The sequence below is a fragment of the Streptomyces sp. NPDC048349 genome (assembly GCF_040651925.1).
Classification (GTDB): domain Bacteria; phylum Actinomycetota; class Actinomycetes; order Streptomycetales; family Streptomycetaceae; genus Streptomyces.
Window position 1 is genome coordinate 1 of sequence record NZ_JBEZLA010000057.1, and the last position, 25,741, is coordinate 25,741.

22 protein-coding genes and 5 tRNA genes are annotated in these 25,741 nt (G+C 70.1%); 17 read left to right on the plus strand and 10 right to left on the minus strand.

Features of this window, described 5'->3' with window-relative positions:
* Positions 1 to 403 precede the first annotated feature (403 nt).
* Together cimA and AB0D44_RS26610 are read left to right on the plus strand one after the other, a co-directional pair.
* On the plus strand, positions 404 to 2,023 hold the full coding sequence (gene cimA, locus AB0D44_RS26605) for a citramalate synthase (protein WP_362595436.1): 1,620 nt from the start codon (positions 404 to 406) through the stop codon (positions 2,021 to 2,023).
* Positions 2,024 to 2,137: 114 nt separating this feature from the next.
* Positions 2,138 to 3,481, plus strand: coding sequence for a hypothetical protein (locus AB0D44_RS26610; RefSeq protein WP_362595438.1), 1,344 nt, complete (start codon positions 2,138 to 2,140; stop codon positions 3,479 to 3,481).
* Positions 3,482 to 3,511: 30 nt separating this feature from the next.
* Here AB0D44_RS26610 and AB0D44_RS26615 read toward each other — a convergent pair whose 3' ends face one another.
* Complete coding sequence (locus AB0D44_RS26615; protein WP_362595440.1) at positions 3,512 to 4,120, minus strand: YceI family protein; 609 nt, start codon at positions 4,118 to 4,120, stop codon at positions 3,512 to 3,514.
* 264 nt (positions 4,121 to 4,384) lie between these two features.
* Between AB0D44_RS26615 and AB0D44_RS26620 the strand changes: the two genes are divergently transcribed.
* Both AB0D44_RS26620 and AB0D44_RS26625 read left to right on the plus strand, forming a co-directional pair.
* Entirely contained in the window at positions 4,385 to 5,968 is a 1,584-nt protein-coding gene (locus AB0D44_RS26620) for an acyl-CoA carboxylase subunit beta (protein WP_362595442.1), read from the plus strand.
* Between the two features lie 17 nt (positions 5,969 to 5,985).
* Positions 5,986 to 6,177, plus strand: coding sequence for an acyl-CoA carboxylase subunit epsilon (locus AB0D44_RS26625; RefSeq protein WP_069922094.1), 192 nt, complete (start codon positions 5,986 to 5,988; stop codon positions 6,175 to 6,177).
* Between the two features lie 269 nt (positions 6,178 to 6,446).
* On the opposite strand, the gene AB0D44_RS26630 is transcribed toward AB0D44_RS26625, so the two are convergent.
* The 8 genes from AB0D44_RS26630 to AB0D44_RS26665 form a co-directional block, all read right to left on the minus strand.
* Positions 6,447 to 7,028, minus strand: a complete 582-nt coding sequence (locus tag AB0D44_RS26630; protein WP_037792108.1) for an ATP/GTP-binding protein — start codon at positions 7,026 to 7,028, stop codon at positions 6,447 to 6,449.
* Positions 7,009 to 7,569: a DUF742 domain-containing protein gene (locus AB0D44_RS26635; RefSeq protein WP_362595444.1), complete on the minus strand. Its 561-nt coding sequence runs from the start codon at positions 7,567 to 7,569 to the stop codon at positions 7,009 to 7,011. Before AB0D44_RS26635 ends, AB0D44_RS26630 begins: the two co-directional genes overlap by 20 nt.
* Before the next feature lie 93 nt (positions 7,570 to 7,662).
* On the minus strand, positions 7,663 to 8,076 hold the full coding sequence (locus tag AB0D44_RS26640; RefSeq protein WP_030037347.1) for a roadblock/LC7 domain-containing protein: 414 nt from the start codon (positions 8,074 to 8,076) through the stop codon (positions 7,663 to 7,665).
* A 10-nt stretch (positions 8,077 to 8,086) separates the two neighbouring features.
* Entirely contained in the window at positions 8,087 to 11,275 is a 3,189-nt protein-coding gene (locus AB0D44_RS26645; RefSeq protein ID WP_362595446.1) for a nitrate- and nitrite sensing domain-containing protein, read from the minus strand.
* Between the two features lie 335 nt (positions 11,276 to 11,610).
* Complete coding sequence (locus AB0D44_RS26650) at positions 11,611 to 12,195, minus strand: ATP/GTP-binding protein (RefSeq protein WP_243337754.1); 585 nt, start codon at positions 12,193 to 12,195, stop codon at positions 11,611 to 11,613.
* On the minus strand, positions 12,176 to 12,568 hold the full coding sequence (locus AB0D44_RS26655) for a DUF742 domain-containing protein (RefSeq protein WP_007266775.1): 393 nt from the start codon (positions 12,566 to 12,568) through the stop codon (positions 12,176 to 12,178). Before AB0D44_RS26655 ends, AB0D44_RS26650 begins: the two co-directional genes overlap by 20 nt.
* 151 nt (positions 12,569 to 12,719) lie before the next feature.
* A complete protein-coding gene (locus AB0D44_RS26660) occupies positions 12,720 to 13,133 on the minus strand; it encodes a roadblock/LC7 domain-containing protein (protein ID WP_008739864.1) in 414 nt (137 codons plus the stop codon).
* Positions 13,134 to 13,142: 9 nt separating this feature from the next.
* Positions 13,143 to 16,841 (minus strand): nitrate- and nitrite sensing domain-containing protein, encoded by a 3,699-nt coding sequence (locus AB0D44_RS26665; RefSeq protein WP_362595449.1) that lies wholly within the window; start codon positions 16,839 to 16,841, stop codon positions 13,143 to 13,145.
* A 580-nt stretch (positions 16,842 to 17,421) separates the two neighbouring features.
* Here AB0D44_RS26665 and AB0D44_RS26670 point away from each other — a divergent pair.
* From AB0D44_RS26670 to AB0D44_RS26710, 9 genes are all read left to right on the plus strand, one after another.
* Positions 17,422 to 17,610, plus strand: coding sequence for a hypothetical protein (locus AB0D44_RS26670; RefSeq protein WP_361753275.1), 189 nt, complete (start codon positions 17,422 to 17,424; stop codon positions 17,608 to 17,610).
* Between the two features lie 95 nt (positions 17,611 to 17,705).
* Entirely contained in the window at positions 17,706 to 18,494 is a 789-nt protein-coding gene (locus tag AB0D44_RS26675) for a fumarylacetoacetate hydrolase family protein (RefSeq protein ID WP_362595451.1), read from the plus strand.
* Entirely contained in the window at positions 18,487 to 19,962 is a 1,476-nt protein-coding gene (gene gltX, locus AB0D44_RS26680) for a glutamate--tRNA ligase (RefSeq protein WP_362595453.1), read from the plus strand. Before AB0D44_RS26675 ends, gltX begins: the two co-directional genes overlap by 8 nt.
* A gap of 114 nt (positions 19,963 to 20,076) precedes the next feature.
* Positions 20,077 to 20,805, plus strand: a complete 729-nt coding sequence (locus tag AB0D44_RS26685; RefSeq protein ID WP_362595455.1) for an HAD family hydrolase — start codon at positions 20,077 to 20,079, stop codon at positions 20,803 to 20,805.
* An 85-nt stretch (positions 20,806 to 20,890) separates the two neighbouring features.
* Positions 20,891 to 20,962 (plus strand) — tRNA-Gln (locus AB0D44_RS26690).
* 27 nt (positions 20,963 to 20,989) lie between these two features.
* A tRNA-Glu gene (locus tag AB0D44_RS26695) sits at positions 20,990 to 21,062 on the plus strand.
* 61 nt (positions 21,063 to 21,123) lie between these two features.
* Positions 21,124 to 21,196: transfer RNA gene (locus tag AB0D44_RS26700), tRNA-Glu, on the plus strand.
* A 24-nt stretch (positions 21,197 to 21,220) separates the two neighbouring features.
* Positions 21,221 to 21,292: transfer RNA gene (locus AB0D44_RS26705), tRNA-Gln, on the plus strand.
* A 27-nt stretch (positions 21,293 to 21,319) separates the two neighbouring features.
* Positions 21,320 to 21,392: transfer RNA gene (locus AB0D44_RS26710), tRNA-Glu, on the plus strand.
* Between the two features lie 172 nt (positions 21,393 to 21,564).
* Here AB0D44_RS26710 and ndgR read toward each other — a convergent pair.
* Positions 21,565 to 22,281: an IclR family transcriptional regulator NdgR gene (gene ndgR / locus AB0D44_RS26715; RefSeq protein WP_030304142.1), complete on the minus strand. Its 717-nt coding sequence runs from the start codon at positions 22,279 to 22,281 to the stop codon at positions 21,565 to 21,567.
* Positions 22,282 to 22,400: 119 nt separating this feature from the next.
* Here ndgR and leuC point away from each other — a divergent pair, with 119 nt between their 5' ends.
* The 4 genes from leuC (at position 22,401) to AB0D44_RS26735 (ending at position 25,615) form a co-directional block, all read left to right on the plus strand.
* On the plus strand, positions 22,401 to 23,825 hold the full coding sequence (gene leuC, locus AB0D44_RS26720; protein WP_362595457.1) for a 3-isopropylmalate dehydratase large subunit: 1,425 nt from the start codon (positions 22,401 to 22,403) through the stop codon (positions 23,823 to 23,825).
* Positions 23,826 to 23,830: 5 nt separating this feature from the next.
* Positions 23,831 to 24,424, plus strand: coding sequence for a 3-isopropylmalate dehydratase small subunit (gene leuD / locus AB0D44_RS26725; protein WP_362595459.1), 594 nt, complete (start codon positions 23,831 to 23,833; stop codon positions 24,422 to 24,424).
* A gap of 137 nt (positions 24,425 to 24,561) precedes the next feature.
* Positions 24,562 to 24,789: a hypothetical protein gene (locus AB0D44_RS26730; protein WP_008739877.1), complete on the plus strand. Its 228-nt coding sequence runs from the start codon at positions 24,562 to 24,564 to the stop codon at positions 24,787 to 24,789.
* Positions 24,790 to 24,934: 145 nt separating this feature from the next.
* The gene (locus AB0D44_RS26735; RefSeq protein ID WP_362595461.1) at positions 24,935 to 25,615 is read left to right on the plus strand and encodes an HU family DNA-binding protein; all 681 of its coding nucleotides are present in this window, start codon (positions 24,935 to 24,937) and stop codon (positions 25,613 to 25,615) included.
* Positions 25,616 to 25,741 lie beyond the last annotated feature (126 nt).

Genomic DNA, 25,741 nt, shown 5'->3' on the forward strand with positions numbered 1-25,741 from the left:
GTACGTCCAGTACGGGGGCATCCGGCCGGCACGCCGAGAGCACGCACCGGACACCGCTCCTTCACCACGGACCTCCGTCAGACACCCCCTAGCCGGGTCCGGCGGCCGCTGCCCGCATGGTGAGATCCGTGTCCGCGGGCCGCAGGCGTTGTGGCACACTGCGAGCGTGCCTGCTCAGCTCATGATTATCGCCAGCAGCGCGCCGGTCCCCAGTGGCCGCTGAACCGCGGAAGAACTTCGCGGAAGCGACCACCGTGCCTCGGACCCGCGCGCAGACCTCTCGCTACCCGCGAGGGGTCTTTTCGTTTCCCGGCCCCACCCTGCCGGGGGCGGACCGCGCGCGATGATGGGGGCAGTGGATCCCGGGCATCCGGAACCACTCACCGACAGGAGTCAGATCAGCATGACGACGACACCCGAGGCGGCAGCAGCGGTCCTCGACGACGGCTTCCACGTCTTCGACACCACGCTGCGCGACGGCGCCCAGCGCGAAGGCATCAACCTCACCGTCGCCGACAAGCTCACGATCGCCCGGCACCTGGACGACTTCGGAGTGGGCTTCATCGAGGGCGGCTGGCCCGGCGCCAACCCCCGCGACACCGAGTTCTTCGCCCGGGCCCGCGCGGAGATCGACTTCAAGAACGCCCAGCTGGTCGCCTTCGGCGCGACCCGGCGGGCGGGCGGCGCGGCCGCCACGGACCCGCAGGTGCGGGCCCTGCTCGAGTCCGGCGCCCCGGTGATCACGCTCGTCGCCAAGTCCCACGACCGCCACGTCGAGCTCGCCCTGCGCACCACCTTGGACGAGAACCTGGAGATGGTCCGGGACACGGTCTCCTACCTGGTCTCCCAGGGCCGACGCGTCTTCGTCGACTGCGAGCACTTCTTCGACGGCTACCGGGCCAACGCCGAATACGCCAAGTCCGTCGTGCGCACCGCTCACGAGGCCGGCGCCGACGTCGTCATCCTCTGCGACACCAACGGCGGGATGCTGCCCGCCCAGATCTCGGCGACCGTCTCGACCGTCCTCGCCGACACCGGCGCCCGCCTGGGCATCCACGCCCAGGACGACACCGGCTGCGCCGTCGCCAACACCCTCGCCGCCGTGGACGCGGGCGCCACCCACGTGCAGTGCACGGCCAACGGCTACGGCGAGCGCGTCGGCAACGCCAACCTCTTCCCCGTCGTGGCCGCCCTGGAGATCAAGTACGGCCGCACGGTGCTCCCGGCGGGCGCCCTCGCCGAGATGACCCGGATCTCGCACGCCATCGCCGAGGTCGTCAACCTCACGCCGTCCACGCATCAGCCCTACGTGGGAGTCTCCGCCTTCGCGCACAAGGCGGGCCTGCACGCCTCGGCCATCAAGGTCGACCCGGACCTGTACCAGCACATCGACCCCGAGCGGGTCGGCAACACGATGCGGATGCTGGTTTCCGACATGGCCGGCCGCGCCTCGATCGAGCTCAAGGGCAAGGAGCTCGGGGTCGACCTCGGCGGGGACCGGGCGCTGATCTCCCGGGTCGTCGAGCGCGTCAAGGAGCGGGAGCTCAAGGGCTACACGTACGAGGCCGCCGACGCCTCCTTCGAGCTGCTGCTGCGCGCGGAGGCCGAGGGCCGGGCCCGCAAGTACTTCCGCATCGAGTCCTGGCGGGCGATCGTCGAGGACCGCCCGGACGGGACCCACGCCAACGAGGCCACGGTCAAGCTGTGGGCCAAGGGCGAGCGGATCGTCGCGACGGCCGAGGGCAACGGCCCGGTCAACGCGCTGGACCGGGCCCTGAGGGTCGCACTGGAGCGCTTCTACCCGCAGCTCGCCAAGTTCGAGCTGGTCGACTACAAGGTCCGCATCCTGGAGGGCACGCACGGCACGGAGTCCACGACCCGCGTGCTGGTCGCCACGACCGACGGCGTCCGGGAGTGGTCCACGGTCGGCGTGGCCCCGAACGTGATCGCGGCCTCCTGGCAGGCCCTGGAGGACGCCTTCACCTACGGTCTGCTCCACGCGGGCGTGGAGCCGGCGGAGTAGCTCCGCCGAGGCCCACCCCCTGCCGGAGGGCATGCGGGCGGCCGGTGGCAGCGGCCGGGACGGACTTATGTCCTGTTCACACAGGAAATGACCAGTTCGGGTAGCGTCGTGGATATGAGGACCAGGCTGATATCCGTGCGCATGGGACCGCTGCTGGCCGGTGTGCTGCTGGCCTTGTCGGGGGCCGCCCTCGTGGCCGCTCCGCAGGCCTCGGCCGCCGACGGGGTGGCCGCCGTGGCTCAGGCCCTCAAGAAGGGGCCCGTCTACGTCGATCCCCGGGCCCAGGCGCAGCTGCCCGAGGCGGAGGCGGACGCGCTCGCGCAGAAGATCAAGGACGCCGGGAAGCCGGTGTTCGTCGCCGTACTGCCGGCCACCGCTGAGTTCCCGCAGGACAAGGTGCTGGGCGCCGTGCGCGCCGAGACCGGGATCACCGGGCTCTACGCGGTCCGGCTCGGTGACGGCTTCAACGCCGGCGCGGACCGGGCGGTCATGCCGGGCAACGCGGTCCGCAACCTCACCGAGGCCGTGAAGACCGGCACCCCGGTGGACGCGGCCACCCAGCTCAACAACTTCGTGGACCAGGCCCTGACCCAGGTCAAGGGCGGCGCTCCGGCCTCCTGGGGGAGCGTCGGCGAGGACGAGGGCGCCCCGGCCGCCGGCCTGATCGCCCTCGGCGCGGTGGCCGTGGTCGGCGGCGGCGGTGCGTACGCGCTGGTCCGGCGCAGCCGCAAGAAGAAGGAAGAGGCCCGGCGCGAGGCCATCGAGCGCCTGAGCGTCGTCGTCGACGAGGACATCACGGCCTTCGGCGAGGAACTCGAACGCCTCGACTTCCACCCCGGCGAACCAGGCGCCGACGACGCCATGCGCAGGGACTACGAGCAGGGTCTCGACTCGTACGAGAAGGCCAAGCGGATCATGGCCTCCGTGCAGTACCCGGAAGAGGTCACGGGTGTCACGCAGGCCCTGGAGGACGGGCGCTTCGCGCTGGCCACCCTCGACGCGCGCCGTCAGGGCAAGCCGCTGCCCGAGCGCCGCTCGCCCTGCTTCTTCGACCCGCGGCACGGACCCAGCACCGAGGACGCCTCCTGGGCCCCGGCCGGCGGGGCCGTCCGTACCGTGCCGGTCTGCACCGCGGACGCCGTCCGGCTGCGCGACGGCCTGGACCCGGCGGTCCGTACGGTCGACACGGAGCGCGGGCCGCGCCCGTACTACGACGCGGGTCCGGCCTACGGCCCCTGGGCCGGCGGCTACTTCGGCGGCGGCATGCTGCCCGGCCTGCTCATGGGCACGATGCTCGGCTCGATGATGTCCGGGCCGGCCTACGCCTCCGACTTCGGCGGCGGCATCGGCGGGGGCTACGAGGGCGGGGACGTGTCCGGAGCCGACTTCAACCCCTCCGACTTCGGCGGCGGGGACTTCGGCGGCGGGGGCGGATTCGACGGCGGGGGCGGCTGGTAGCCGCCCCCGGAGGATCCGCGGGTGCGCCGGTCAGGCCTGCTTGATGGCCGAGATGTCGAAGCCCAGCTTCACTTTGTCGCTGACCATCACACCGCCGGCCTCGAGCGCGGCGTTCCAGGTCAGGCCCCAGTCGGAGCGCAGGATCTCGGCGGAGCCCTCGAAGCCGACGCGCTCGTTGCCGTAGACGTCCGTGGCGGAGCCGGTGAACTCCAGGTCGATGGAGAGCGGGCGCGTGACGTCCTTGATGGTCAGCTCGCCGGTGATGCGGTACGCGTCCCCGCCGAGCTGGGCCGCCCGGGTGGAGCGGAAGGTCATCTGCGGGAAGAGCTCGGCGTCGAAGAAGTCGCTGCCCAGCAGGTGGGCGTCGCGGTCGCCGATGCCGGTGTTGACCGAGCCGATGTTCACGTCGAGGGAGGCGGTGGAGCGGGCCGGGTCGCTGCCGTCCAGGTGCAGGCTGCCCTCGAAGGCGTCGAAGCTGCCGCGGACGTTGGTGACCATGGCGTGGCGGACGGTGAAGCCGATGCTGCTGTGGGCCGCGTCGACGACGTAGTCGCCGGTGAGGGCCGCGAGGGCCGGGTCCACGGCCGACGGGGCGAGAGTGGTGGCGGTGTCCTGGTTGCGGCGGGTGAACAGACCCATGACGTGCTCCTTGGTAGTGTCCGGAGAGATTCTGTTGAATCTTCAACGACTTCAACGAGGACGACGCTAGACCTATTCCGTTCAAATTTCAACATCTGGTCGGGCTGTCGGGCAGTTTTGTCGGGGAACCACAAAGGACGAAGGTCTCCTCTGGCGGAGTCCTTGGTTCCTGTGGCCGTACTGTGCGGGCCGGACAGCGGAAGACTCCCGAGACTGTGCGGAATGAACGGAGGTTTTTCATCGCGATCTTCGTAAGGTCGGTACATGACCGTTGTGGACCAGACCCCGAGCGAGCCGACGGACGCCCGTGGGCGCGTGGCCGAGCTGCACTCCCTGCGCGAGCAGGCTCGGCGCGGCCCCAGTGACCGCGCGACCGAGACCCAGCACGCCAAGGGCAAGCTGACCGCCCGCGAGCGCATCGCGCTGCTCCTCGACGAAGGTTCCTTCAAGGAGGTCGAGCAGCTCCGCCGCCACCGTGCGACCGGCTTCGGCCTGGAGGGCAAGAAGCCCTACACCGACGGCGTCATCACCGGCTGGGGCACGGTCGAGGGCCGCACGGTCTTCGTCTACGCGCACGACTTCCGCATCTTCGGCGGCGCCCTGGGTGAGGCCCACGCCACGAAGATCCACAAGATCATGGACATGGCCATCGCGGCCGGTGCCCCGCTGGTCTCCCTCAACGACGGCGCCGGCGCCCGCATCCAGGAGGGCGTCTCCGCCCTCGCCGGCTACGGCGGCATCTTCCAGCGCAACACCAAGGCCTCGGGCGTCATCCCGCAGATCTCGGTCATGCTGGGCCCCTGCGCCGGCGGCGCGGCCTACTCCCCGGCCCTCACCGACTTCGTGTTCATGGTCCGGGACACCTCGCAGATGTTCATCACCGGCCCGGACGTGGTCCGCGCGGTGACCGGCGAGGAGATCACCCAGAACGGCCTCGGCGGCGCGGACGTGCACGCCGAGACCTCGGGCGTCGCGCACTTCGCGTACGACGACGAGGAGACCTGCATCTCCGAGGTCCGCTACCTCATCTCGATGCTGCCCTCCAACAACCGCGAGAACCCGCCCGTCCACGAGACGAGCGACCCGGCGGACCGCCGCTCCGAGGTCCTCCTCGACCTGGTGCCCGCCGACGGCAACCGCCCGTACGACATGCTCAAGGTCATCGAGGAGCTCGTCGACGAGGGCGACGTCCTGGAGATCCACGAGCGCTGGGCCCGCAACATCATCTGCGCGCTGGCCCGGATGGACGGCCAGGTGGTCGGCATCGTCGCCAACCAGCCCGGCCACCTCGCCGGAGTCCTGGACATCCACGCCTCCGAGAAGGCCGCGCGCTTCGTCCAGATGTGCGACGCCTTCAACATCCCGATCATCACGCTGCTGGACGTCCCCGGCTTCCTGCCGGGCGTCGACCAGGAGCACGGCGGCATCATCCGCCACGGCGCCAAGCTGTTGTACGCCTACTGCAACGCCACCGTGCCGCGGATCTCGCTGATCCTGCGCAAGGCCTACGGCGGCGCGTACATCGTCATGGACTCCCAGTCCATCGGCGCCGACATCACCTACGCCTGGCCCACGAACGAGATCGCCGTGATGGGCGCCGAAGGCGCCGCCAACGTCATCTTCCGCAAGCAGATCGCGGACGCCGAGGACCCCGAGGCCATGCGCGTGCGCATGGTCAAGGAGTACAAGTCCGAGCTGATGCACCCGTACTACGCGGCCGAGCGCGGCCTCGTCGACGACGTCATCGACCCGGCCGAGACCCGCGAGACCCTCGTGTCCGCCCTCGCGATGCTCCGCAACAAGCACGCCGACCTGCCGTCCCGCAAGCACGGCAACCCGCCGCAGTAAGAGGAGACACGCCACCGATGAGCACCGACACCCTGCTGCGCGTCGAGAAGGGCAACGCCGAGCCCGAGGAGCTGGCCGCGATCACCGCGATCCTGCTCGCCCGCGCCGCCGCCACCCCCGAGACCGTCCCGGCCCCCCGCTCCCAGGCCGGCTGGCGCCGTCTGGAGCGCACCCCGGGCTTCCGCGCCCCGCACAGCTGGCAGGGCTGAGCTCCCACGCCGAGAAGGCCCCGCACCCGTCCAAGGTGCGGGGCCTTCCGCGTACCCGCGTACGGAGCGCGGGGGCCCGGCCGGGCCCGCCCCACCGTCAGGAAGCCCTCGGGACCGTCAGGAAGCCCTCGCGGAGCCGCGGAAGGCGCTGCAAAGCCCTGGGAGGCCCTTGTACGGCGTCACGGCTGGGGGAAGCCCGCGCGGAGCCCATGGCGAAGGCCCCCGCGTTCAGGGGACGCGGGGGCCTTCGGCGACGGACGGGGCGGACCCTACCGCAGGCGGGCCATGAGGGCGTGCTCGACGAGCGTGATGAGCGCGCTCTTGGCGTCCGCGCGGTGGCGGGCGTCGGTGGTGATGATGGGGGCGTCCGGGCCGATCTGCAGGGCCTCGCGGACTTCCTCCGGCGTGTACGGCTGGTGGCCGTCGAAGCCGTTGAGGGCGATGACGAACGGCAGGCCGCTGTTCTCGAAGTAGTCGACCGCGGGGAAGCAGTCGGCGAGGCGGCGCGTGTCCACGAGCACGACGGCACCGATGGCACCGCGTACGAGGTCGTCCCACATGAACCAGAAGCGGTCCTGGCCCGGCGTACCGAAGAGGTACAGGATCAGGTCCTGGTCCAGCGTGATGCGGCCGAAGTCCATCGCGACCGTGGTGGTCGTCTTGTCACCGGTGTGGGTGAGGTCGTCGATGCCCGCCGAGGCGGAGGTCATGACGGCTTCGGTGCGCAGCGGGTTGATCTCGGAGACCGCGCCGACGAACGTGGTCTTGCCCACGCCGAAGCCGCCCGCCACCACGATCTTCGCGGAGGTGGTGGAGCGAGCCGCTCCGCCGTTAGAGCTTGCGAAGTCCACTGAGCACCCTTTCGAGCAGTGTCACATCTGGCTGGCCGCCGGCAGACTCGTCGCCGCCGGGCTGGTGAATGGCGACAAGGCCCGCCTCCGCCAGGTCGGCGACGAGGATGCGGGCGACACCAAGAGGAATGGAGAGAAGTGCCGAGATCTCCGCGACGGATTTGATCTCCTGGCACAGACGGCAGATGCGCTGGTGCTCGGGCAACTGCCCTTGCAGCCGCGCGGGATCGGCCGTGGTACTGACCAGCGCCTCGATGGCGAGCTGGTAGCGCGGCCGAGTACGGCCGCCGGTCATCGCGTACGGGCGCACCAGCGGATTGTGGGCCTTCGGAGCCGGCTGCCGCGTGGCGCGCGGAGGCTGCTGCTGGGGCATCTGACCCTGCTGGGGCATCTGGGGCTGGCCGTACGGCTGCTGCTGGTAGGGGTTGTGCTCCGGCACGGGCCGGCTGGGAGCAGAGGGGAAGTTGAAGCGGTTCTGGTCGTGCTGCCCACCCTGCGGCTGCTGCGCGCCGCCATAAGGATGACCTCCGGGTGTTGTCACGTTTCCTCCTCCGACTCCAAGAACGCAGTACTCCCTGTGGAACCGCGCCACCGCACCCTATGGTGCGATGGCGCGAAACGCACTGCCTGTCTGCTAGTTGAGAAGACTTCCCTGCAGCTCGGCGCGCAGGTCCGGGGTGAGGACACTGCCCGCGCGATCCACCAGAAGAGCCATCTCGTAACCGACGAGGCCGATGTCGCACTCGGGGTGCGCGAGCACCGCGAGCGAGGATCCGTCGGAGACGGACATGAGGAAGAGGAATCCCCGGTCCATCTCGACCACGGTCTGGTTGACGGCGCCGCCCTCGAAGATGCGGGAGGCTCCGGCGGTCAGCGAGGTCAGTCCGGAGGCCACGGCCGCCAGCTGGTCGGCGCGGTCGCGCGGAAACCCGTCGGACATCGCCAGAAGGAGTCCGTCGGCGGAGACCACCACGGTGTGGGACACCCCTGGGGTGTTGTCCACGAAGTTGGTGATCAACCAGTTCAGGTTCTGTGCCGCCTGGCTCATCGGGCTCACACTAACGCTCCTGGTCATAGCTGTTACTTGACTGCTCAGATCCCGCGCTGCGTCCCTGCTGGACACCGCGCCGCAGGTTGCTCAACCTGCCGCGGACGTCCTCCGGAGCGCGGGAGACCTGGGGGCCGCCCTGCGGGGTCGTCTCCGCCGCGCCCTCGACCAGGTTGGCCTTGGGCACCCGCCGAGGGAGACCGGACGGGGTGACCCCGCCCGCCTTCGGCTCACGGAGTTTGGCGGCCTGCTGCCAGCGCTCGTCGTTGCCCGAGCGCCAGGCGGTGCTGCCTTCCTTCTCCTGCTCCGGGGCCGCGGGCTGCTGCTGACGCTGCGGCCGCTGCTCGAAGAGGGATCCGGTGGACTCCGCTTCCTGCTGTGCCGGCTGCCACTGCTGCTGGCTGCCGCGTCGCGGCAGGCCCGCTCCGGTCATCTGGTGACCGGTGTCGGCAGCGGCGCCCGGACGGTCGAAGCCTACGCGCTCCGGGGCCCGTTCGGGGACGGCGGGGGATTCCGATTCGGTCCCGTAATCCTGCTGGTAGGCAGCCGGATACGTGTTCTGCTCGGGCCACTCGGCCTGCTGCGACCGGGAGTCGTAGCCGCCGTCGTAGTCCGGAGCGGCCTGCTGCCGATCCTCGTACCCGGCTTCCGGATAGCCGTAACCCTGCTGCGGGTACTCCTCGTACCCCTGCTGGCCCTGCTGTGCCTCGTACGAGCCGTCGTAACCCTGCTCGGGCTGCTGCTCGTAGCCCTGGTACGGCTGGTAGCCGTGCTCGGGCTGAGGTTCCGGATACCCCTGGGGCGAGGCCTGGTCGTACTGCTGCTCCTGCCCCTGCTGGTAGCCCACCTGGGCCTCCAGCGCGGCGCGCCGCTCCTCGCGCACGAGGGAGCGCCCGACCGGGTCGAGATCGCGGACGTCGCCGCCCTGCTGGTCGTAGCGGGAGTCGTCGAACCCGAGCTCGGCGGCCGTGCGCAGCGGGGCGGCCTGCTGGGCCTGCTGCTGCGGGATGATCGAGGAGACCGTGAAGTCGTCGTCCGGAATGCCCTCGCCACCGCCACCGTGGGTGATGGCGTCCGGGAGCATGATCAGCGACGTGGTGCCGGCCGCCTCGCCCGAAGGGCGCAGCTGGACGCGGATGCTGTGGCGGTCCGCCAGCCGACCGACCACGAACAGGCCCATGCGCTGCGAGATCGCGGCGTCCACGGTCGGCGGGTTGGCCAGCTTGTGGTTGATGTCCGCGAAGTCCTCGGCGGTCAGGCCGATGCCCTTGTCGTGGATCTCGACCATCACGCGGCCGTCGGGCAGACGGGTCGCGTTGACGCGGACCTTGGTCTGCGGGGAGGAGAACGTGGTGGCGTTCTCCAGCAGCTCGGCGAGCAGGTGCACGAGGTCGGTCACGGCCTGGCCGTGGATCTCGGCGTCGGAGACGCCGGAGAGCTCGATGCGCTCGTACTGCTCCACCTCGGAGGAGGCGGCGCGCAGGACGTCGACGAGGGGGACCGGCTGGTCCCAGCGGCGGCCCGGCTCCTCACCCGCGAGGATGAGGAGGTTCTCGCCGTTGCGGCGCATACGGGTGGCCAGGTGGTCCAGGCGGAAGAGGTTCTCCAGCTGGTCCGGGTCCGCCTCGTTGTTCTCCAGGTCGGTGATGAGGGTCAGCTGGCCCTCGATCAGCGACTGGTTGCGCATGGAGAGGTTGGTGAAGATCGCGTTGACGTTCCCCCGCAGGAGCGCCTGCTCGGCGGCGAGCCGGACCGCTTCGCGGTGGACCTGGTCGAAGGCGCGGGCGACCTCGCCGATCTCGTCCTGGGAGTCGATCGGGATCGGGTGGACACGGGTGTCCACCTTGCCCGGGTCGGTGCGCGAGAGCTGGTCGACGAGCATCGGCAGGCGCTGCTCGGCGATGTCGAAGGCGGCGGAGCGCAGGCGGCGCATCGCGCGGCCCATCTGCCGGGCCATGAGACCGGCCATGATGAAGGCGGCGAGCAGGGCCACGACCACGATGGCGCCGTTGACGATGGCATCGGTGCGGGCCGCGTCGGAGACCGCGACGGCGTCGTTGACGGCCTTGTCGAGGAGTTCCTTCTCGACCTCGTCGTAGCCGTCGAACTTCGCGGTGGCGGCGGCCTGCCAGGCCATCGGCGTGGTTCCGCCGGCGGCCAGCTTGCTCTTGTCCTGGCCGCTGGCGATCGCCTCGGTCATACCCGTCAGGACCGACTTGTTCGCACCCACGGGCGGGGGCACGAAGCGGATGCCCGCCTGCTCGGCCTTGGCCTTGGCCTCGGCGAGCTTGGCGGCGCCCTCGTCGGACTTCTTCTGCATGACCTGCTTGAGGCGGTTCACGTCCTCCTCGGTGCCCGCCGCGACGTACTCGCCGATGGCGATCTCTTCGAGGTAGGCGTACGAGGAGAAGGCGACGAGCTGGCTCTTGCGGATCTCCTCGTTCGTGCTCGGACGCACCAGCAGGTGGGTGCCGACGGAGCGCTGCAGCGAGTTCGCCGCCTTGGCCAGCTGGATCGCGTAGACCATGCGGCCGTAGGAGGTCACGTTGCCGGTGCCCAGGCCCAGTTCGTTGGCGAACTGCATGAGGTAGTGCTGGACCAGCACATAGCCCTCTTCGGTCGGGATCGGGCCCGGCGCGGTGGGGAGGTTCTTCTTCGCGGTCTCGGCCGCGGCGGCGTACGCGGTCTCGCGCACCGCCTTGAGCTTGGGCTCCTCCGCACGGAAGAGGTCCAGCCGTCGCTCCATGCCCAGGTTCTTGGGCATGTCCTGGACGGCCTGGTCGAACTTCACCTTGGCGGAGTCCGTCGCGTTGCGGGCCTTGGTGACGATCTCGCTGTTCGGGTTGCCGCTCAGCAGCGGCTCTGCCGTGAGGTCGCGCTCGTTGAGCAGCGCCTGGCTGTATTCCGAGGAGGCCTGGACGACCCTGGCTATCTTCTCGGCGTCCTTGGCCTCGTTCCAGGTGTCGACGGAGCCCTTCACCTGGAAGCCGCCCATGACCAGGCCGACGAGGGCCGGCACGAGCAGGATGGCGTTCAGACGGGTCGGCACGCGCCAGTTGCGGGGCGAGAACCTGCTGGTGCTCCCGCCGGTCTGCGGTGGTTCCACGGGCACGTCGACGGGCGACGCGGCCGCTCGCGGCGGCGGGGTGAAGTTGCCACGCGCGGGTTCATCCGCGGGGCTCGTGTTGCTTCGCCTCACTCGACCAACAACCTCTCGGCGGTGCTACTAGCTAGTTCGTTGAATTCCAGCACGGTTAACGGCCGTGTTCCAAACAGTTGAAATCGGCCGGCCCCAAAGCCTTATGCCCCACATAAATCGGACATAAAGAGCGTCCTGCGGCAAATATGGGGGGAGTTGTGCGCGCAGCGGCACCAGCCGTACGCGCCCCGTTGCCAACTGGCGGCAATTGTCTGTCGAAACGTTATGAACGGGAAGGGCGGGCCGTGTCGTAGGACACAGCCCGCCCTTCTCCTCGTTGTGAAGAACCCGTGGTGCTTGAGTGGTGCCACTTGAGCCGCGGGATCGAAGTGGTGTTACTTGAGTCGGGCCATGAGGGCGTGCTCGACGAGCGTGATGAGCGCGCTCTTGGCGTCCGCGCGGTGGCGGGCGTCGGTGGTGATGATGGGGGCGTCCGGACCGATCTGGAGCGCCTCGCGGACTTCCTCGGGGGTGTAAGGCTGGTGCCCTTCGAAGCCGTTGAGCGCCACGACGAACGGCAGGCCGCTGTTCTCGAAGTAGTCGACCGCGGGGAAGCAGTCGGCGAGGCGGCGGGTGTCGACCAGGACGATCGCACCGATGGCGCCGCGTACGAGGTCGTCCCACATGAACCAGAAGCGGTCCTGGCCCGGCGTACCGAAGAGGTACAGGATCAGGTCCTGGTCCAGTGTGATGCGGCCGAAGTCCATCGCGACGGTCGTGGTGGTCTTGTCACCGGTGTGCGTGAGGTCGTCGATGCCCGCCGAGGCGGAGGTCATGACGGCTTCGGTGCGCAGCGGGTTGATCTCGGACACGGCTCCGACGAACGTGGTCTTGCCCACGCCGAAGCCGCCCGCCACCACGATCTTCGCGGAGGTGGTGGAGCGAGGAGCCGCTCCGCCGTTAGAGCTTGCGAAGTCCACTGAGCACCCTTTCGAGCAGCGTGACGTCCGGCGTGCCGCCGGCCTCTCCATTGCCCGGCTGGTGGATGGCCACCATTCCGGCCTCCGCCAGGTCGGCGACGAGGATCCGGGCGACACCGAGCGGCATCGACAGCAGTGCGGAGACCTCGGCGACCGACTTGACCTCGCGGCACAGGGTGCAGATGCGCTGGTGCTCCGGAAGCAGGCCGGACAGGTGCATCGGATCGGCCGTGGTGCTCACCAGGGCTTCGATCGCGAGCTGGTAGCGGGGCCGGGTCCGGCCGCCGGTCATCGCGTACGGACGCACCAGCGGCTGGTCGCCTTCCGAGTACGAATCTCCGTACGCATCGGGGTAGGCGGGGGGCGGGGTCATTGATCCTCCGGGCTGGACAGCAGTGGTCAGCGTGCCGTCTGACGGGGCGGCCGGTGGGGGGACGGTATGACGGCCTGGCGGTGGTACCTGGTTCCGGGGCGAGTGCCCCGGGTCCCCGGCCGTCAGTACCGTCCGGCCGGGGAAGGGGGAGTCAGATGAGCAGGCTTCCCTGCAGTTCCGCGCGCAGGTCCGGGGTGAGGACACTGCCGGCGCGGTCCACGAGGAGGGCCATCTCGTAGCCGACGAGGCCGATGTCGCACTCGGGGTGCGCCAGTACGGCCAGGGAGGACCCGTCGGAGACGGACATGAGGAAGAGGAATCCCCGGTCCATCTCGACCACGGTCTGGTTGACGGCGCCGCCCTCGAAGATCCGGGAGGCTCCGGCGGTCAGCGAGGTCAGTCCGGAGGCCACGGCCGCCAGCTGGTCGGCGCGGTCGCGGGGGAATCCTTCGGACATCGCCAGAAGGAGTCCGTCGGCGGAGACCACCACGGTGTGGGACACCCCTGGGGTGTTGTCCACGAAGTTGGTGATCAACCAGTTCAGGTTCTGTGCCGCCTGGCTCATCGAACTCAACTATCGCTCCTGCTGGTAAGTGGGGTCGATGTGGTAACTGCCGGTCGCCGGGCCGCTGTTGCCGGCCTGGCGGCCCTGCTGGATACCGCGCCTGAGGTTGGTCAGACGGCCGCGGACGTCGTCCGGTGCCCGCGAGACCTGCGGACCGGCCTGCGCGTCGGCCTGCTGCTGCGCCGTGCCGGCCACGAGGTTCGCCCGCGGGACCCGGCGGGGCAGCCCCGACGTCGTGATGCCGCCGGCGGCGGGCTGGCGCACGCGCTCGGCCTGGCGCATCAGCTCGTCGTTCGGCGAGGACCGCCAGCTGACGGTCGGCGAGGCACCGGTGGCCGCGGTGGCGGACTCGGCGGGCGCCTGGCCGCGCTGCGGCAGCTGCTGCTGCGGAGCAGGGGCCGCCGGGGCGGACTGCTGCGGCTGCTGGGGTACGGACGGTGCCTGCGCGGCGGGCTGCTGCCCCTCCTCGCGGAACCAGTTCGACTCCAGGGTGTCGAAGATCGGGCTGCGGGCGTCGCCGGAGCTCGGCGCCGGGGGCAGCGCCTCGGGCCGGTGGGCCTGCGGCAGACCGGGGGCCTGCGGGCGCTGCGGCGCCGCGGGTGCGTAGCCGCCGGGCTGCTGCGGAGCCTGCTGCTGGTACTGCTGCGGCTGGGGCTGCTGCGGGGCCTGGGGCTGGCGGGGGGCGCCGCCGACTCCGGGGCCGCCGGGGCGCTGCGGCTGACCGGTCGGCTGGTAGCCGGCCGGCCGGGCGAACTCGCCGGTGGCGGACGGGTCCACGGGGCCGCGTACGTCCGGACGCTCGAACTGCCCGGTCGTGCTGTTGCCGCCGGCGTTCGCCTGGGGCATCGGGGCGTTGAAGTCCGGGCGGGCGAACTCGGCCGTCGAGCCGGGGCCCGACAGCTCGTCGTGGCCACGTGCCTGGTCGGCGCCCCAGCTGGTGCTCTGCGGGCCGGGAAGTTCGGCCCGCGGGGCGCCGCCGCGCGGCGGCAGCTGCGGCCGGGCGCCGCGCGGGCCCGGTGCCGCGGGGGCGGCCGGCTGCTGCGGCGGCTGCGCCTGCGGCTGCTGCGGCTGCTGCGGACGTTCGAAGCCGTTGCCCTGCGGGAAGCCGGGCTGACCGGACGCCGTGGGCGCGGCCGCCGGACGGGCCTGCGGACCGCGGCCCGCCAGCGGCGCACCGGCGGCGAAGCCGGCCTGGCCCTGCCCGCTGGTGGTCGCACCCTGCTGCGGACGGCCGCCGGGAGCACCCGGTCCGCCCTGCTGCGGGGACCAACCGCCCTGGGAACCCTGCTGGTTCGGCGCACCCTGCGGGCGCTGCTGCCCCGGGGCGCCGTCCCGGCCGGGCAGGGCGGCACGCTGGCCGCCCGGGGCGACCTGGCCGCGCTGCGGAGCTGCGCCCACCGGAGGACGGGAGGCCGCACCGGGCACGGAAGCCTGCCCGCCGGGGCCGCCCTGACCGCCGCCGGGGCCGGCCGGGGAACCGGGGCCGCCGGGCTTCTTGCCGCCCTGGGCGACGTCCACCGGCAGCATGACGAGGGCCGTCGTACCGCCCGAGTCGGAGGGGCGCAGCTGGATGCGGATGCCGTGTCGCAGGGACAGGCGGCCGACCACGAACAGACCCATGCGGCGGGAGACGGAGACGTCCACGGTCGGCGGCGACGCGAGCCGCTCGTTGATCGCGGCGAGGTCCTCGGGGGAGAGGCCGATGCCGGTGTCGTGGATCTCGACCAGCACGCGGCCGTCGGGCAGCGCGTGACCGGTGACCTTGACCTTGGTCTGCGGGGAGGAGAACGAGGTGGCGTTCTCCAGCAGCTCTGCGAGCAGGTGCACGAGGTCGTTGACGACGCGGCCGGCGACATCGGTGCCGGGCACCGCCGCCAGCTCGATGCGCTCGTACTGCTCCACCTCGGACGCGGCGGCGCGGAGCACGTCGACGAGCGGGACGGGGCGGGTCCACCGGCGGCCCGGCTCCTCGCCCGCGAGGACGAGGAGGTTTTCGCCGTTACGGCGCATGCGGGTCGCGAGGTGGTCGAGCTTGAAGAGGGAGGACAGCTGGTCCGGGTCGGCCTCGCGGGACTCCAGCTCGGAGATGAGCGAGAGCTGACGCTGGATGAGGCCCTGGGAGCGGCGCGAGAGGTTGGTGAACATCGCGTTGACGTTGCCCCGCAGGAGGGCCTGCTCGGCGGCGAGGCGGACGGCCTCGCGGTGCACGTCGTCGAAGGCCGCGGCCACCTGGCCGATCTCGTCGCGGGTGTGCAGGCCGACCGACTCCACGGAGGTGTCCACGTCCTGCGGGTCGGACTCCGAGAGCTGCTTGACGAGCTCGGGCAGGCGGTCCTGGGCGACGCGGGTGGCGGTGTCCTGCAGGCGGCGCAGCGAGCGGATCATCGAGCGGGCCATGACGAAGGCGCCGACGAGGGAGACACCGAGGACGAGGAGGATCAGGGCACCGTTGATGATGGCGTCCTGCTGCGACTCGTTCTTGAGCTCGCGGGCCTTCTGCTCCATGTCCTGGAGCAGCGTCAGCTCGATCTTCTTCATCTCGGAGAGCTTGACGTCGTCGGCGTCGTACCAGTCCAGCCAGGACCGGTACTGCGTCTCCTTGGCGAACTGCCCGTCGGTGGACAGCACGCGGCGGGCGAAGTGGTCGGCGCGGCCGATCTCCGGGTTGCCGTCGCCGAGCGCCGCGAGGAGCTCCTCGGGCTTGCCCTGGTACACGAGCTCGAAGGTCTTCTTCGCCTGCTGCTCGCCCTTGAGGGCGGAGAGGGCGTAGAGGCGGTCGTTCTCCGGCAGCTTGCCCGGCTGGCCCGTGCCGTCGGGCAGGGCGGCGGCGATGATCGCGCGCTGGACGGACGCGTACTCCTTGGAGGCGGAGAAGGCCGCCAGGGCGCGCGTACGCTTGATCATCTCCGGGTTGGAGGTGGCCTGCGCCATGTCCTGGGAGAGCGAGAGCAGCGAGACGATGAGGTTGTTGTACTCGGTGACGGTCTGCTGGGCGCCGTTCGCGTACGCCTTGTTGCGGATCTCGTCGATGTTGGCGAGCTGGCGGCCGATCTGCAGGATGTTGTTGCGGATCGACTTGAGCGTCTCGTCCTTGTCCTCCGTGTTGTCGACCTTGTCGGTCGCGGCGGCGAAGGACTTGGCGGCGGCGTCGGTCTGCTCCTTGACGCCGGCGACGATGCTGTTGGGCTTGCCCGACTTGTCGACCGACAGGGGACCCGCTGACTTGTCCCGCTCCTCCTGGAGCGCGGCCGCCAGGTTGGTGGCCTGCCGGGTCATCGTCGTCAGCAGCTGCATGTGCTCCAGCTGTGCGATGTCGTTGAGGGAGTCGTTGATACGGACGCCACCGAGCGTGGTGGCGGCGACGACGGGCAGGGTCAGCAGCGACACCAGTCGCGTGCTGATGCGCCAGTTCTGCATGGCGAGGCGGGAACCGGGCCCACTGGGGGCCTTCGGTATCGCCACGTCCTGCTCGACCGACCCGGCCTGGGCCTTGGCGGACTTGCCGCGGCCCTTCGCCTTCGCCTTCGCCTTCGACGAGGCGGAGGCGTCGGGGCCCGCGCCTTCGACAGCCGGCCCGCGGTTCTGGGCGTGCTGGGGCGAGGAGCCGCGGTCGGTCCCGCCGCGGGGCTCCTGGTCCGCCGCAGCATCCCCTCGGCCCTGACGGGCCTGGGGAGACCCCTTGCCATCCCTCTTGAATCGTCCCTGCACTAGCGTCGCAACCTCTGGACCAGGCGTCCCGCCGGGCGACCGGTGGGACGGTGTCGAGTCGTGGGGCACTAACGGCCCCATGGTGGTCGTCGGTGACCGGCGCGTCTCCCTCTCCTTGCCACCGCGCTCGGCGCTGTCTCGCGCCACCTGCGCGCCGGCTGATTCCCGCGGCGGTCCCGCGAATTCCAGCACAGTGGCGGATCTCCAACAAGGTGCGAGCACCCACCCGCGGAGTCGGTGACGGCTTGTGACAGGCGGGCTACAGGATGTGGGCCCGCTTTCGGGCGAAACCGGACTTACACCACGCAAATACGGTGACTGGCAAGGTGTCCCAGTCGAGATGATCAGCAGCGGAATGACGCATTCAGTGGCGCAATGTCCGTTTCGTGAGCCCGAGTTGACTGTCCGTTATGCCGGTAATGCCTGGTCACAGGTGAGCAAACTCACACGGCCGTGGCCATTACTTCCCGGTTCCGTGAGGGATTCGGATGTTTAGCCTTACCCCTTAAAGGGTTGGCGCCGCGGTCGGCGCGTGCCACAACCGACATCCCAGAGATCGAACCGAGGACCCCGAACCCCGATGAAGACGACGACGATGTTCCGCAACATAGCCAACCCCCGCCGCACCACCCTCGCGCACCTCAAGGACGCCGAGGAGCTGCAGGCGGCCCCGGCCACCCCGGAGCACGCCGTCGAGCTGCCCACGCAGACCGCCAACCCCCGGCGCACCATCCTGATGGACGCGCCCGTGGCAGCCGCCGCGCAGTAGCCCCCGGCGCATGAGGGCGAAGCGCCCCTGCCCTCCGCGTTAGCCTGGAGCCGCAGACTCCAGCCAGCGGACATATAGAGGGGCAGACGCAACACGTGCGCATCGCCAGGTTCTCGATCGACGGCAATGTCGCCTTCGGCGCGGTCGAGGGCGATGCCGCCCCCGGCGCCGCGGGCGAGCTCGTCCTCGACATCATCAAGGGCATCCCGTTCGCGGACTTCGAGCTCTCGGGCACGAAGGTCCCGCTGAGCAAGGTGCGCCTGCTGCCGCCCGTGCTCCCGAACAAGGTCGTGGCGATCGGCCGCAACTACGCGGAGCACGCGGCGGAGCTCGGCAACGAGGTCCCCGACGCCCCCATCACCTTCTTCAAGCCCTCCACCTCGGTGGTCGGCCCGGGCGACCCCATCACGTACCCCTCCTTCTCCCAGGACCTCCACCACGAGGCGGAGCTCGCCGTGGTCATCGGCCGCATGTGCCGAGAGGTCCCCAGGGAACGGGTCAAGGACGTCATCCTCGGCTACACCTGCGCCAACGACGTCACCGCGCGCGACGTCCAGCAGCGCGAGAAGCAGTGGGCCCGGGCCAAGGGCTTCGACAGCTCCTGTCCCCTCGGCCCCTGGATCGAGACCGACCTGGACCCGAGCGACCTGACCATCCAGTGCACGGTCAACGGCGAACAGCGCCAGCTCGGCCGCACCAGCGAGATGGTCCGCTCCATCGAGGACCTGATCGTCCACATCACCGAGGCCATGACGCTGCTCCCGGGCGACGTCATCCTCACGGGGACCCCGGCCGGAGTCGGCCCCCTCAACGTCGGCGACGAGGTCGCCGTCACCATCGAAGGCATCGGCACTCTCACCAACAAGGTGATCAAGCGTGGCTAACGCGAACGTCCGCGTACGTTTCTGTCCCTCCCCGACCGGCAACCCCCACGTGGGCCTGGTCCGCACCGCCCTCTTCAACTGGGCGTTCGCCCGCCACCACGGCGGTACGTTCGTCTTCCGGATCGAGGACACCGACGCGGCCCGGGACTCCGAGGAGTCCTACGACCAGCTGCTCGACTCGCTGCGCTGGCTCGGCTTCACCTGGGACGAGGGCCCCGAGGTCGGCGGCCCGCACGCCCCCTACCGCCAGTCCGAGCGCATGGACATCTACGCGGACGTCGCCCAGCGGCTCCGTGACGGCGGCTACGCGTACGACTGCTACTGCACGACCGAGGAGCTGGACGCGCGCCGCGCCGCCGCCCGCGCCGCCGGCAAGCCCTCCGGCTACGACGGCCACTGCCGCGAGCTGACCCAGGTGCAGCTGGAGGCCTACCAGGGCGAGCACCGCCCCTCGATCGTCCGCTTCCGGATGCCCGACGAGCCGATCACCTTCACCGACCTGGTCCGCGGCGAGCTGACCTTCACCCCGGAGAACGTGCCGGACTTCGGCATCCTGCGGGCCAACGGCGCGCCCCTCTACACGCTGGTCAACCCGGTCGACGACGCGCTGATGCAGATCACGCACGTCCTGCGCGGCGAGGACCTGCTGTCCTCCACCCCGCGCCAGATCGCGCTGTACAAGGCGCTGATGGAGCTCGGCATCGCCACCGGCGTCCCGCAGTTCGGCCACCTGCCGTACGTCATGGGCGAGGGCAACAAGAAGCTCTCCAAGCGCGACCCCGAGTCCTCGCTCAACCTGTACCGCGAGCGCGGCTTCCTGCCCGAGGGCCTGCTGAACTACCTCTCGCTCCTCGGCTGGTCCTTCTCCAAGGACCAGGACATCTTCTCGATCGAGGAGATGGTGTCGAAGTTCGACATCGACGGCGTCAACGCCAACCCGGCGCGCTTCGACCTCAAGAAGGCCGAGGCGATCAACGCCGACCACATCCGCCTGCTGGACCCGAAGGCCTTCGCGGACGCCTGCGCCCCCTGGCTGCGGGCCCCGCACGCCAACTGGGAGCCCGAGGACTTCGACGCCGAGGCCTGGGAGCGCATCGCGCCGTACGCCCAGACCCGGGTGACCGTCCTGTCGGACATCACCGCCAACGTCGACTTCCTGTTCCGCAAGGAGCCGGTCGAGGACCAGGCCTCCTGGGACAAGGCGATGAAGGGCGAGCCCGCGGCCCTCCTGACCACGGCGCGCGAGAACCTCTCCGCCGCCGACTGGTCGGACCCGGAGTTCCTCAAGCAGGCCGTCCTGACCGCCGGCGAGGCCCACGGCCTCAAGCTCGGCAAGGCCCAGGCCCCGGTCCGCGTGGCCGTGACCGGCCGCACGGTCGGTCTGCCGCTCTTCGAGTCCCTGGAGATCCTGGGCAAGGAGCGCTCCCTGGCCCGCATCGACGCGGCCCTGGCCAAGCTCGCCGGCTGACCGCTCCCGCACGGACATCAGGCCCGGACCCCGACGGCATGTGCCCGGGGGTCCGGGCCGTTCGACTTCTGCGTCCTCGAGACGCGGTCCGCAGGTATTTCGCATACTGGGCACATGGCCATCCGCGCGGTCCTGTGGGACATCGACGACACCCTCTTCGACTACACGGGGGCCGACGCCGCCGGGCTCCAGCAGCAGCTGGAGGCCGAGCGGATCTCGGAGCGGTACGGGACCCCCGCGCAGGCGCTCGCGCGGTGGCGGGAGATCACCGACCGGCACTGGGCGCGCTTCGCCGCCGGCGACGGCACCTTCCAGGGGCAGCGGCGGGACCGGGTGCGGGAGTTCCTGGAGCGCCCCGGGATGACCGACACCGAGGCCGACGCCTGGTTCGACCGGTACGTCGAGCACTACAAGGCCGCCTGGACGGTCTTCCCCGACGTGGTGCCCGTGCTCGACACCCTCGCCGCCGTGTACCGGCACGGGGTGCTCTCCAACTCCTCCACCGCCAACCAGGACCCCAAGCTGCGCGACCTCGGACTGCGCGACCGCTTCGAGGTGCTCGTCTGCGCCGTGGAGCTCGGCATCAGCAAGCCCGAGGCGGGGGCCTTCCTCGCCGCGTGCGAGGCGCTCGCGCTGCCGCCGGGGGAGGTGGCCTACGTGGGGGACCAGCCGGAGATCGACGCGCGGGGCGCCCGGGACGCCGGCCTGCTCGCCGTCTGGCTCGACCGTGACGGCGGGCGCGGGGCGGGACCGGACGGGGTTCACCGCATCGAGGCCCTTGACCTGCTCCCGGAGCTGCTGGCAGGGGATACCCGTTTTGGAGCACGGTCGCGCATCCGGTAATGTTCTTTCTGCGCCGCCCGAGCGGGCCGAAAGGCCGGACGGGGGCGCCACTCGAAAGAAGACCCCGCAGGGGGTTGACTTTTGGTGGGGTATAGTGTAATTGGCAACACGAGGGTTTCTGGTTCCCTTATTCTAGGTTCGAGTCCTGGTACCCCAGCGCAGTGCAGCAGTAACGCAGTGCTTTGCCCCCGTTGTGTAGCGGCCTAGCACGCCGCCCTCTCAAGGCGGTAGCGCCGGTTCGAATCCGGTCGGGGGTACAGATCCTTCCCGTGAGGTGTCCTGGGTAGCTCCCGTACGTCTTGATGCAGGATCGCTAGGGCCCCCGTTGTGTAGCGGCCTAGCACGCCGCCCTCTCAAGGCGGTAGCGCCGGTTCGAATCCGGTCGGGGGTACTGTTGGTCTGGTATAGACCACTTTGGGCTATGGTGTAATTGGCAACACGAAGGTTTCTGGTTCCTTTGTTCTAGGTTCGAGTCCTGGTAGCCCAGCGCAGTGCAGTGAGAACTGCAAGGCACGCCCCCGTTGTGTAGCGGCCTAGCACGCCGCCCTCTCAAGGCGGTAGCGCCGGTTCGAATCCGGTCGGGGGTACGCACAGAAGAGGCCCTCCGCGTTCATCGCGGAGGGCCTCTTTCGTCGTTCCGGGGCGCCCGCCCCGACGGGCTCGCGCGGACAAGTGCGGGCCCGGAGGCGCGTGTTCGGACGTGTGCGGCGTCGTACGCGCCCCCGGGCCCGGGGGTGGGTCAGGCAAGGGCGGGGAGGGTCAGCCGGAGCGGCGCAGGGCCTCCGTCAGGCGGGCGGCCGCGTCGATGACGGCCTGGGCGTGCATCCGGCCCGGGTGGCGGGTCAGGCGCTCGATCGGCCCGGAGACCGACACGGCGGCCACCACGCGGTTCGACGGCCCGCGCACCGGCGCCGAGACGGAGGCCACGCCGGGCTCCCGCTCGCCGATCGACTGCGCCCAGCCGCGGCGGCGTACGCCCGAGAGCGCCGTCGCCGTGAAGCGCGCGCCCTGCAGCCCGCGGTGGAGCCGCTCGGGCTCCTCCCACGCCATCAGGATCTGCGCGGCGGAGCCCGCCTTCATCGGGAGGGTCGAGCCCACCGGGACGGTGTCCCGCAGGCCGGACAGCCGCTCCGCGGCCGCGACGCAGATGCGCATGTCTCCCTGCCGGCGGTAGAGCTGCGCGCTCTCGCCCGTCACGTCGCGCAGGTGGGTCAGTACCGGTCCCGCCGTGGCCAGCAGGCGGTCCTCGCCGGCCGCGGCGGCGAGCTCCGCCAGCCGCGGACCGAGGATGAACCGGCCCTGCATGTCCCTCGCCACCATCCGGTGGTGTTCCAGTGCCACGGCAAGGCGATGTGCCGTGGGTCGTGCGAGCCCTGTCGCCGCGACCAGCCCGGCGAGGGTGGCCGGACCGGACTCCAGTGCGCTCAGTACCAGAGCTGCCTTGTCGAGAACGCCGACGCCGCTAGAGTTGTCCATGAAACGATATTCACGTCTCACACTGTGAAACGCAAGTTCAATTTTTCCAAGAACCAGCGAGTCTGTATGTACGGGTCCACGAACCACTGGGTCCGGGACGGTGAGCCGGAGGGAAAGCGATGGGTAGGACACTCGCGGAGAAGGTCTGGGACGACCATGTCGTCCGGCGCGCCGAGGGCGAGCCCGACCTCCTCTTCATCGATCTGCACCTGCTGCACGAGGTGACCAGCCCCCAGGCCTTCGAAGGCCTGCGCCAGGCCGGCCGCAAGGTCCGACGCCTCGACCTCACCATTGCGACCGAGGACCACAACACCCCCACCCTGGACATCGACAAGCCGATCGCGGACCCGGTCTCCCGGGCCCAGCTGGAGACGCTGCGCAAGAACTGCTCCGAGTTCGGTGTCCGGCTGCACTCGCTGGGTGACGTCGAGCAGGGCGTCGTCCACGTCGTGGGACCGCAGCTGGGGCTGACCCAGCCCGGAACCACCGTGGTCTGCGGAGACTCGCACACGTCCACGCACGGCGCCTTCGGCGCGCTGGCCTTCGGCATCGGCACCAGCCAGGTCGAGCACGTGCTGGCCACGCAGACGCTGCCGCTCGCCCGCCCGAAGACCATGGCGATCACCGTGACCGGCGCGCTGGCCGAGGGCGTCACCGCCAAGGATCTGATCCTGGCGATCATCGCCAAGATCGGCACCGGCGGCGGCCAGGGGTACATCCTGGAATACCGCGGCGAGGCCATCGAGAAGCTGTCGATGGAAGCCCGCATGACCATCTGCAACATGTCGATCGAGGCCGGCGCCCGGGCGGGCATGATCGCCCCCGACCAGACCACCTTCGACTACCTGCAGGGCCGCGACCACGCCCCCGCGGGCGAGGACTGGGACGCGGCGGTCGCCTACTGGAAGACCCTGCGCACGGACGACGACGCCGTCTTCGACGCCGAGGTCGTCATCGACGGCACCAAGCTGTCCCCGTTCGTCACCTGGGGCACCAACCCGGGCCAGGGCGCGCCGCTGTCGGCCGACGTCCCCGACCCGGCTTCGTACGAGGACGCTTCGGAGCGCCTCGCCGCCGAAAAGGCCCTGGAATACATGGGGTTGACCGCCGGGCAGCCGCTGCGCGAGATCCGGGTCGACACCGTCTTCGTAGGTTCCTGCACCAATGGCCGCATCGAGGACCTGCGGGCCGTCGCCGGGATCATCGAGGGCCGCAAAGTCGCCGACGGCGTACGGATGCTGGTCGTCCCCGGCTCCGTCCGGGTCGCCCTCCAGGCCGTGGAAGAGGGCCTGGACAAGGTCTTCAAGGAGGCCGGCGCCGAATGGCGGCACGCGGGCTGTTCGATGTGCCTGGGCATGAACCCCGACCAACTGGCCCCCGGTGAGCGTTCCGCGTCCACCTCCAACCGCAACTTCGAGGGCCGGCAGGGCAAGGGCGGACGCACCCACCTGGTCTCCCCCCAGGTGGCCGCCGCCACCGCGGTACTGGGCCACTTGGCCTCTCCCGCCGACCTGTCCGACGCCCCCGCGACCGCCGGAGTCTGAGAACCATGGAAGCCTTCACCACCCACACCGGCCGGGCCGTCCCGCTGCGCCGCAGCAACGTCGACACCGACCAGATCATCCCCGCCCACTGGCTGAAGAAGATCACCCGTGACGGGTTCGAGGACGGGCTCTTCGAGGCCTGGCGCAAGGACCCGCAGTTCGTCACGAACCGCCCGGAGCGCGCCGGGGCGACCGTGCTGATCGCCGGCCCCGACTTCGGCACCGGTTCCTCGCGCGAGCACGCCGTATGGGCCCTGCAGAACTTCGGCTTCAAGACGGTCATCTCCTCCCGCTTCGCCGACATCTTCCGGGGGAACTCGCTGAAGAACGGCCTGCTGACCGTCGTTCTGCCCCAGGAGACCGTCGAGCGGCTGTGGGAACTGACCGAGGCCGACCCGGCCGCGGAGGTCACCGTCGACCTGGTCGACCGCAAGGTGCGAGCGGAGGGCATCGAGGCGGAGTTCGAGCTCGACGACAACGCCCGCTGGAGGCTGCTGGAGGGTCTGGACGACATCTCCCTCACCCTTCAGAACGAAGCGGACATCGCCACGTACGAAAGTGCCCGTCCTGCCTTCAAGCCGCGCACGATTCAGGTCTGATTCCAGCCTGATCAGCGCTTATTCACCTTCGGGTGATCACACGCAAGACACTGTGCCCTCCACCGTCCGGTGGGGGGCACAGCTGTGTGTTGAGGCCCCGTGAGGCGACAACTCGCCCCAGATGGCACAATCTGTGCATGGAACGCGACAGTCAACTTGAGCTCTACGAACTCGTCGCGGACCGGCTGAAAGAAGCACACACACGGGTGCGCACACTGCAAGTCCCGGAGGGCGTAAGGATGGCGCTGTCCCGGAAGCTGTTGGTCGTCACGGCCGCGGCGAAGCACGATCTCGCCGATGCGGCAAGGCGCCTGGACAGGTTGATGAAGGACCTTGACGAGGGTCGATTCCCTGAAGGCGACTGATGCGAAGGAACTCCGTAACGGCCTACAGCGTTGCGGCACTAGGGTGATTAGCCCGTTTCGTGTTTGATTTGCGGTATATATCCGCCTAACGTGCGAAATAAGCTTGAACACATTCGTTCTGGCGAAGTCTCCGAAGGGGAAGACGTTGAACAAGGCGCAGCTCGTAGAAGCGATTGCCGACAAGCTGGGCGGCCGCCAGCAGGCCGCGGACGCTGTCGACGCGGTACTGGACGCAATCGTCCGCGCTACCGTCGCGGGCGACCGGGTCTCGGTCACGGGCTTCGGCTCGTTCGAGAAGGTCGACCGCCCCGCCCGTTACGCCCGCAACCCGCAGACCGGAGAACGCGTCCGGGTCAAGAAGACCTCGGTGCCCCGCTTCCGCGCGGGCCAGGGCTTCAAGGACCTGGTCAGCGGCACCAAGAAGCTGCCGAAGGGCGGCGAGGTCTCGGTGAAGAAGGCGCCCAAGGGCAGCCTCACCGGTGGTGCCTCCGCAACGGTGAAGAAGGCCGCCGCGAAGAAGGCCACCACCGCCAAGAAGGCGGCGGCAAAGACCACGGCCGCAAAGAAGACCACCACCGCAAAGAAGACCACGGCCACCGCCAAGAAGGCGGCGGTGAAGAGCACCGGCACCACCAAGAAGGCGACGGCCGCGGCCAAGAAGACCACGACCGCCAAGAAGGCCGCGCCGACGGCGAAGAAGACCACCGCCACCGCGAAGAAGACCGCTCCGGCCGCCAAGAAGGCCACCGCAGCGACGAAGGCGCCCGCCAAGAAGACGGCGACGCGCAAGGCCACCGCGAAGAAGACCACCGCCCGCAACAAGTAGGGCGCCAGTCACACACGCCGGGGCGGGTTGCCCGGGGGGGGGTAACCCGCCCCCGGGGCGGTGGCTCAGTAGGTGTTGAGTGTTTGGGAGTGAACACCGCAGTAAACCACGGACGCGGTGTGAGGT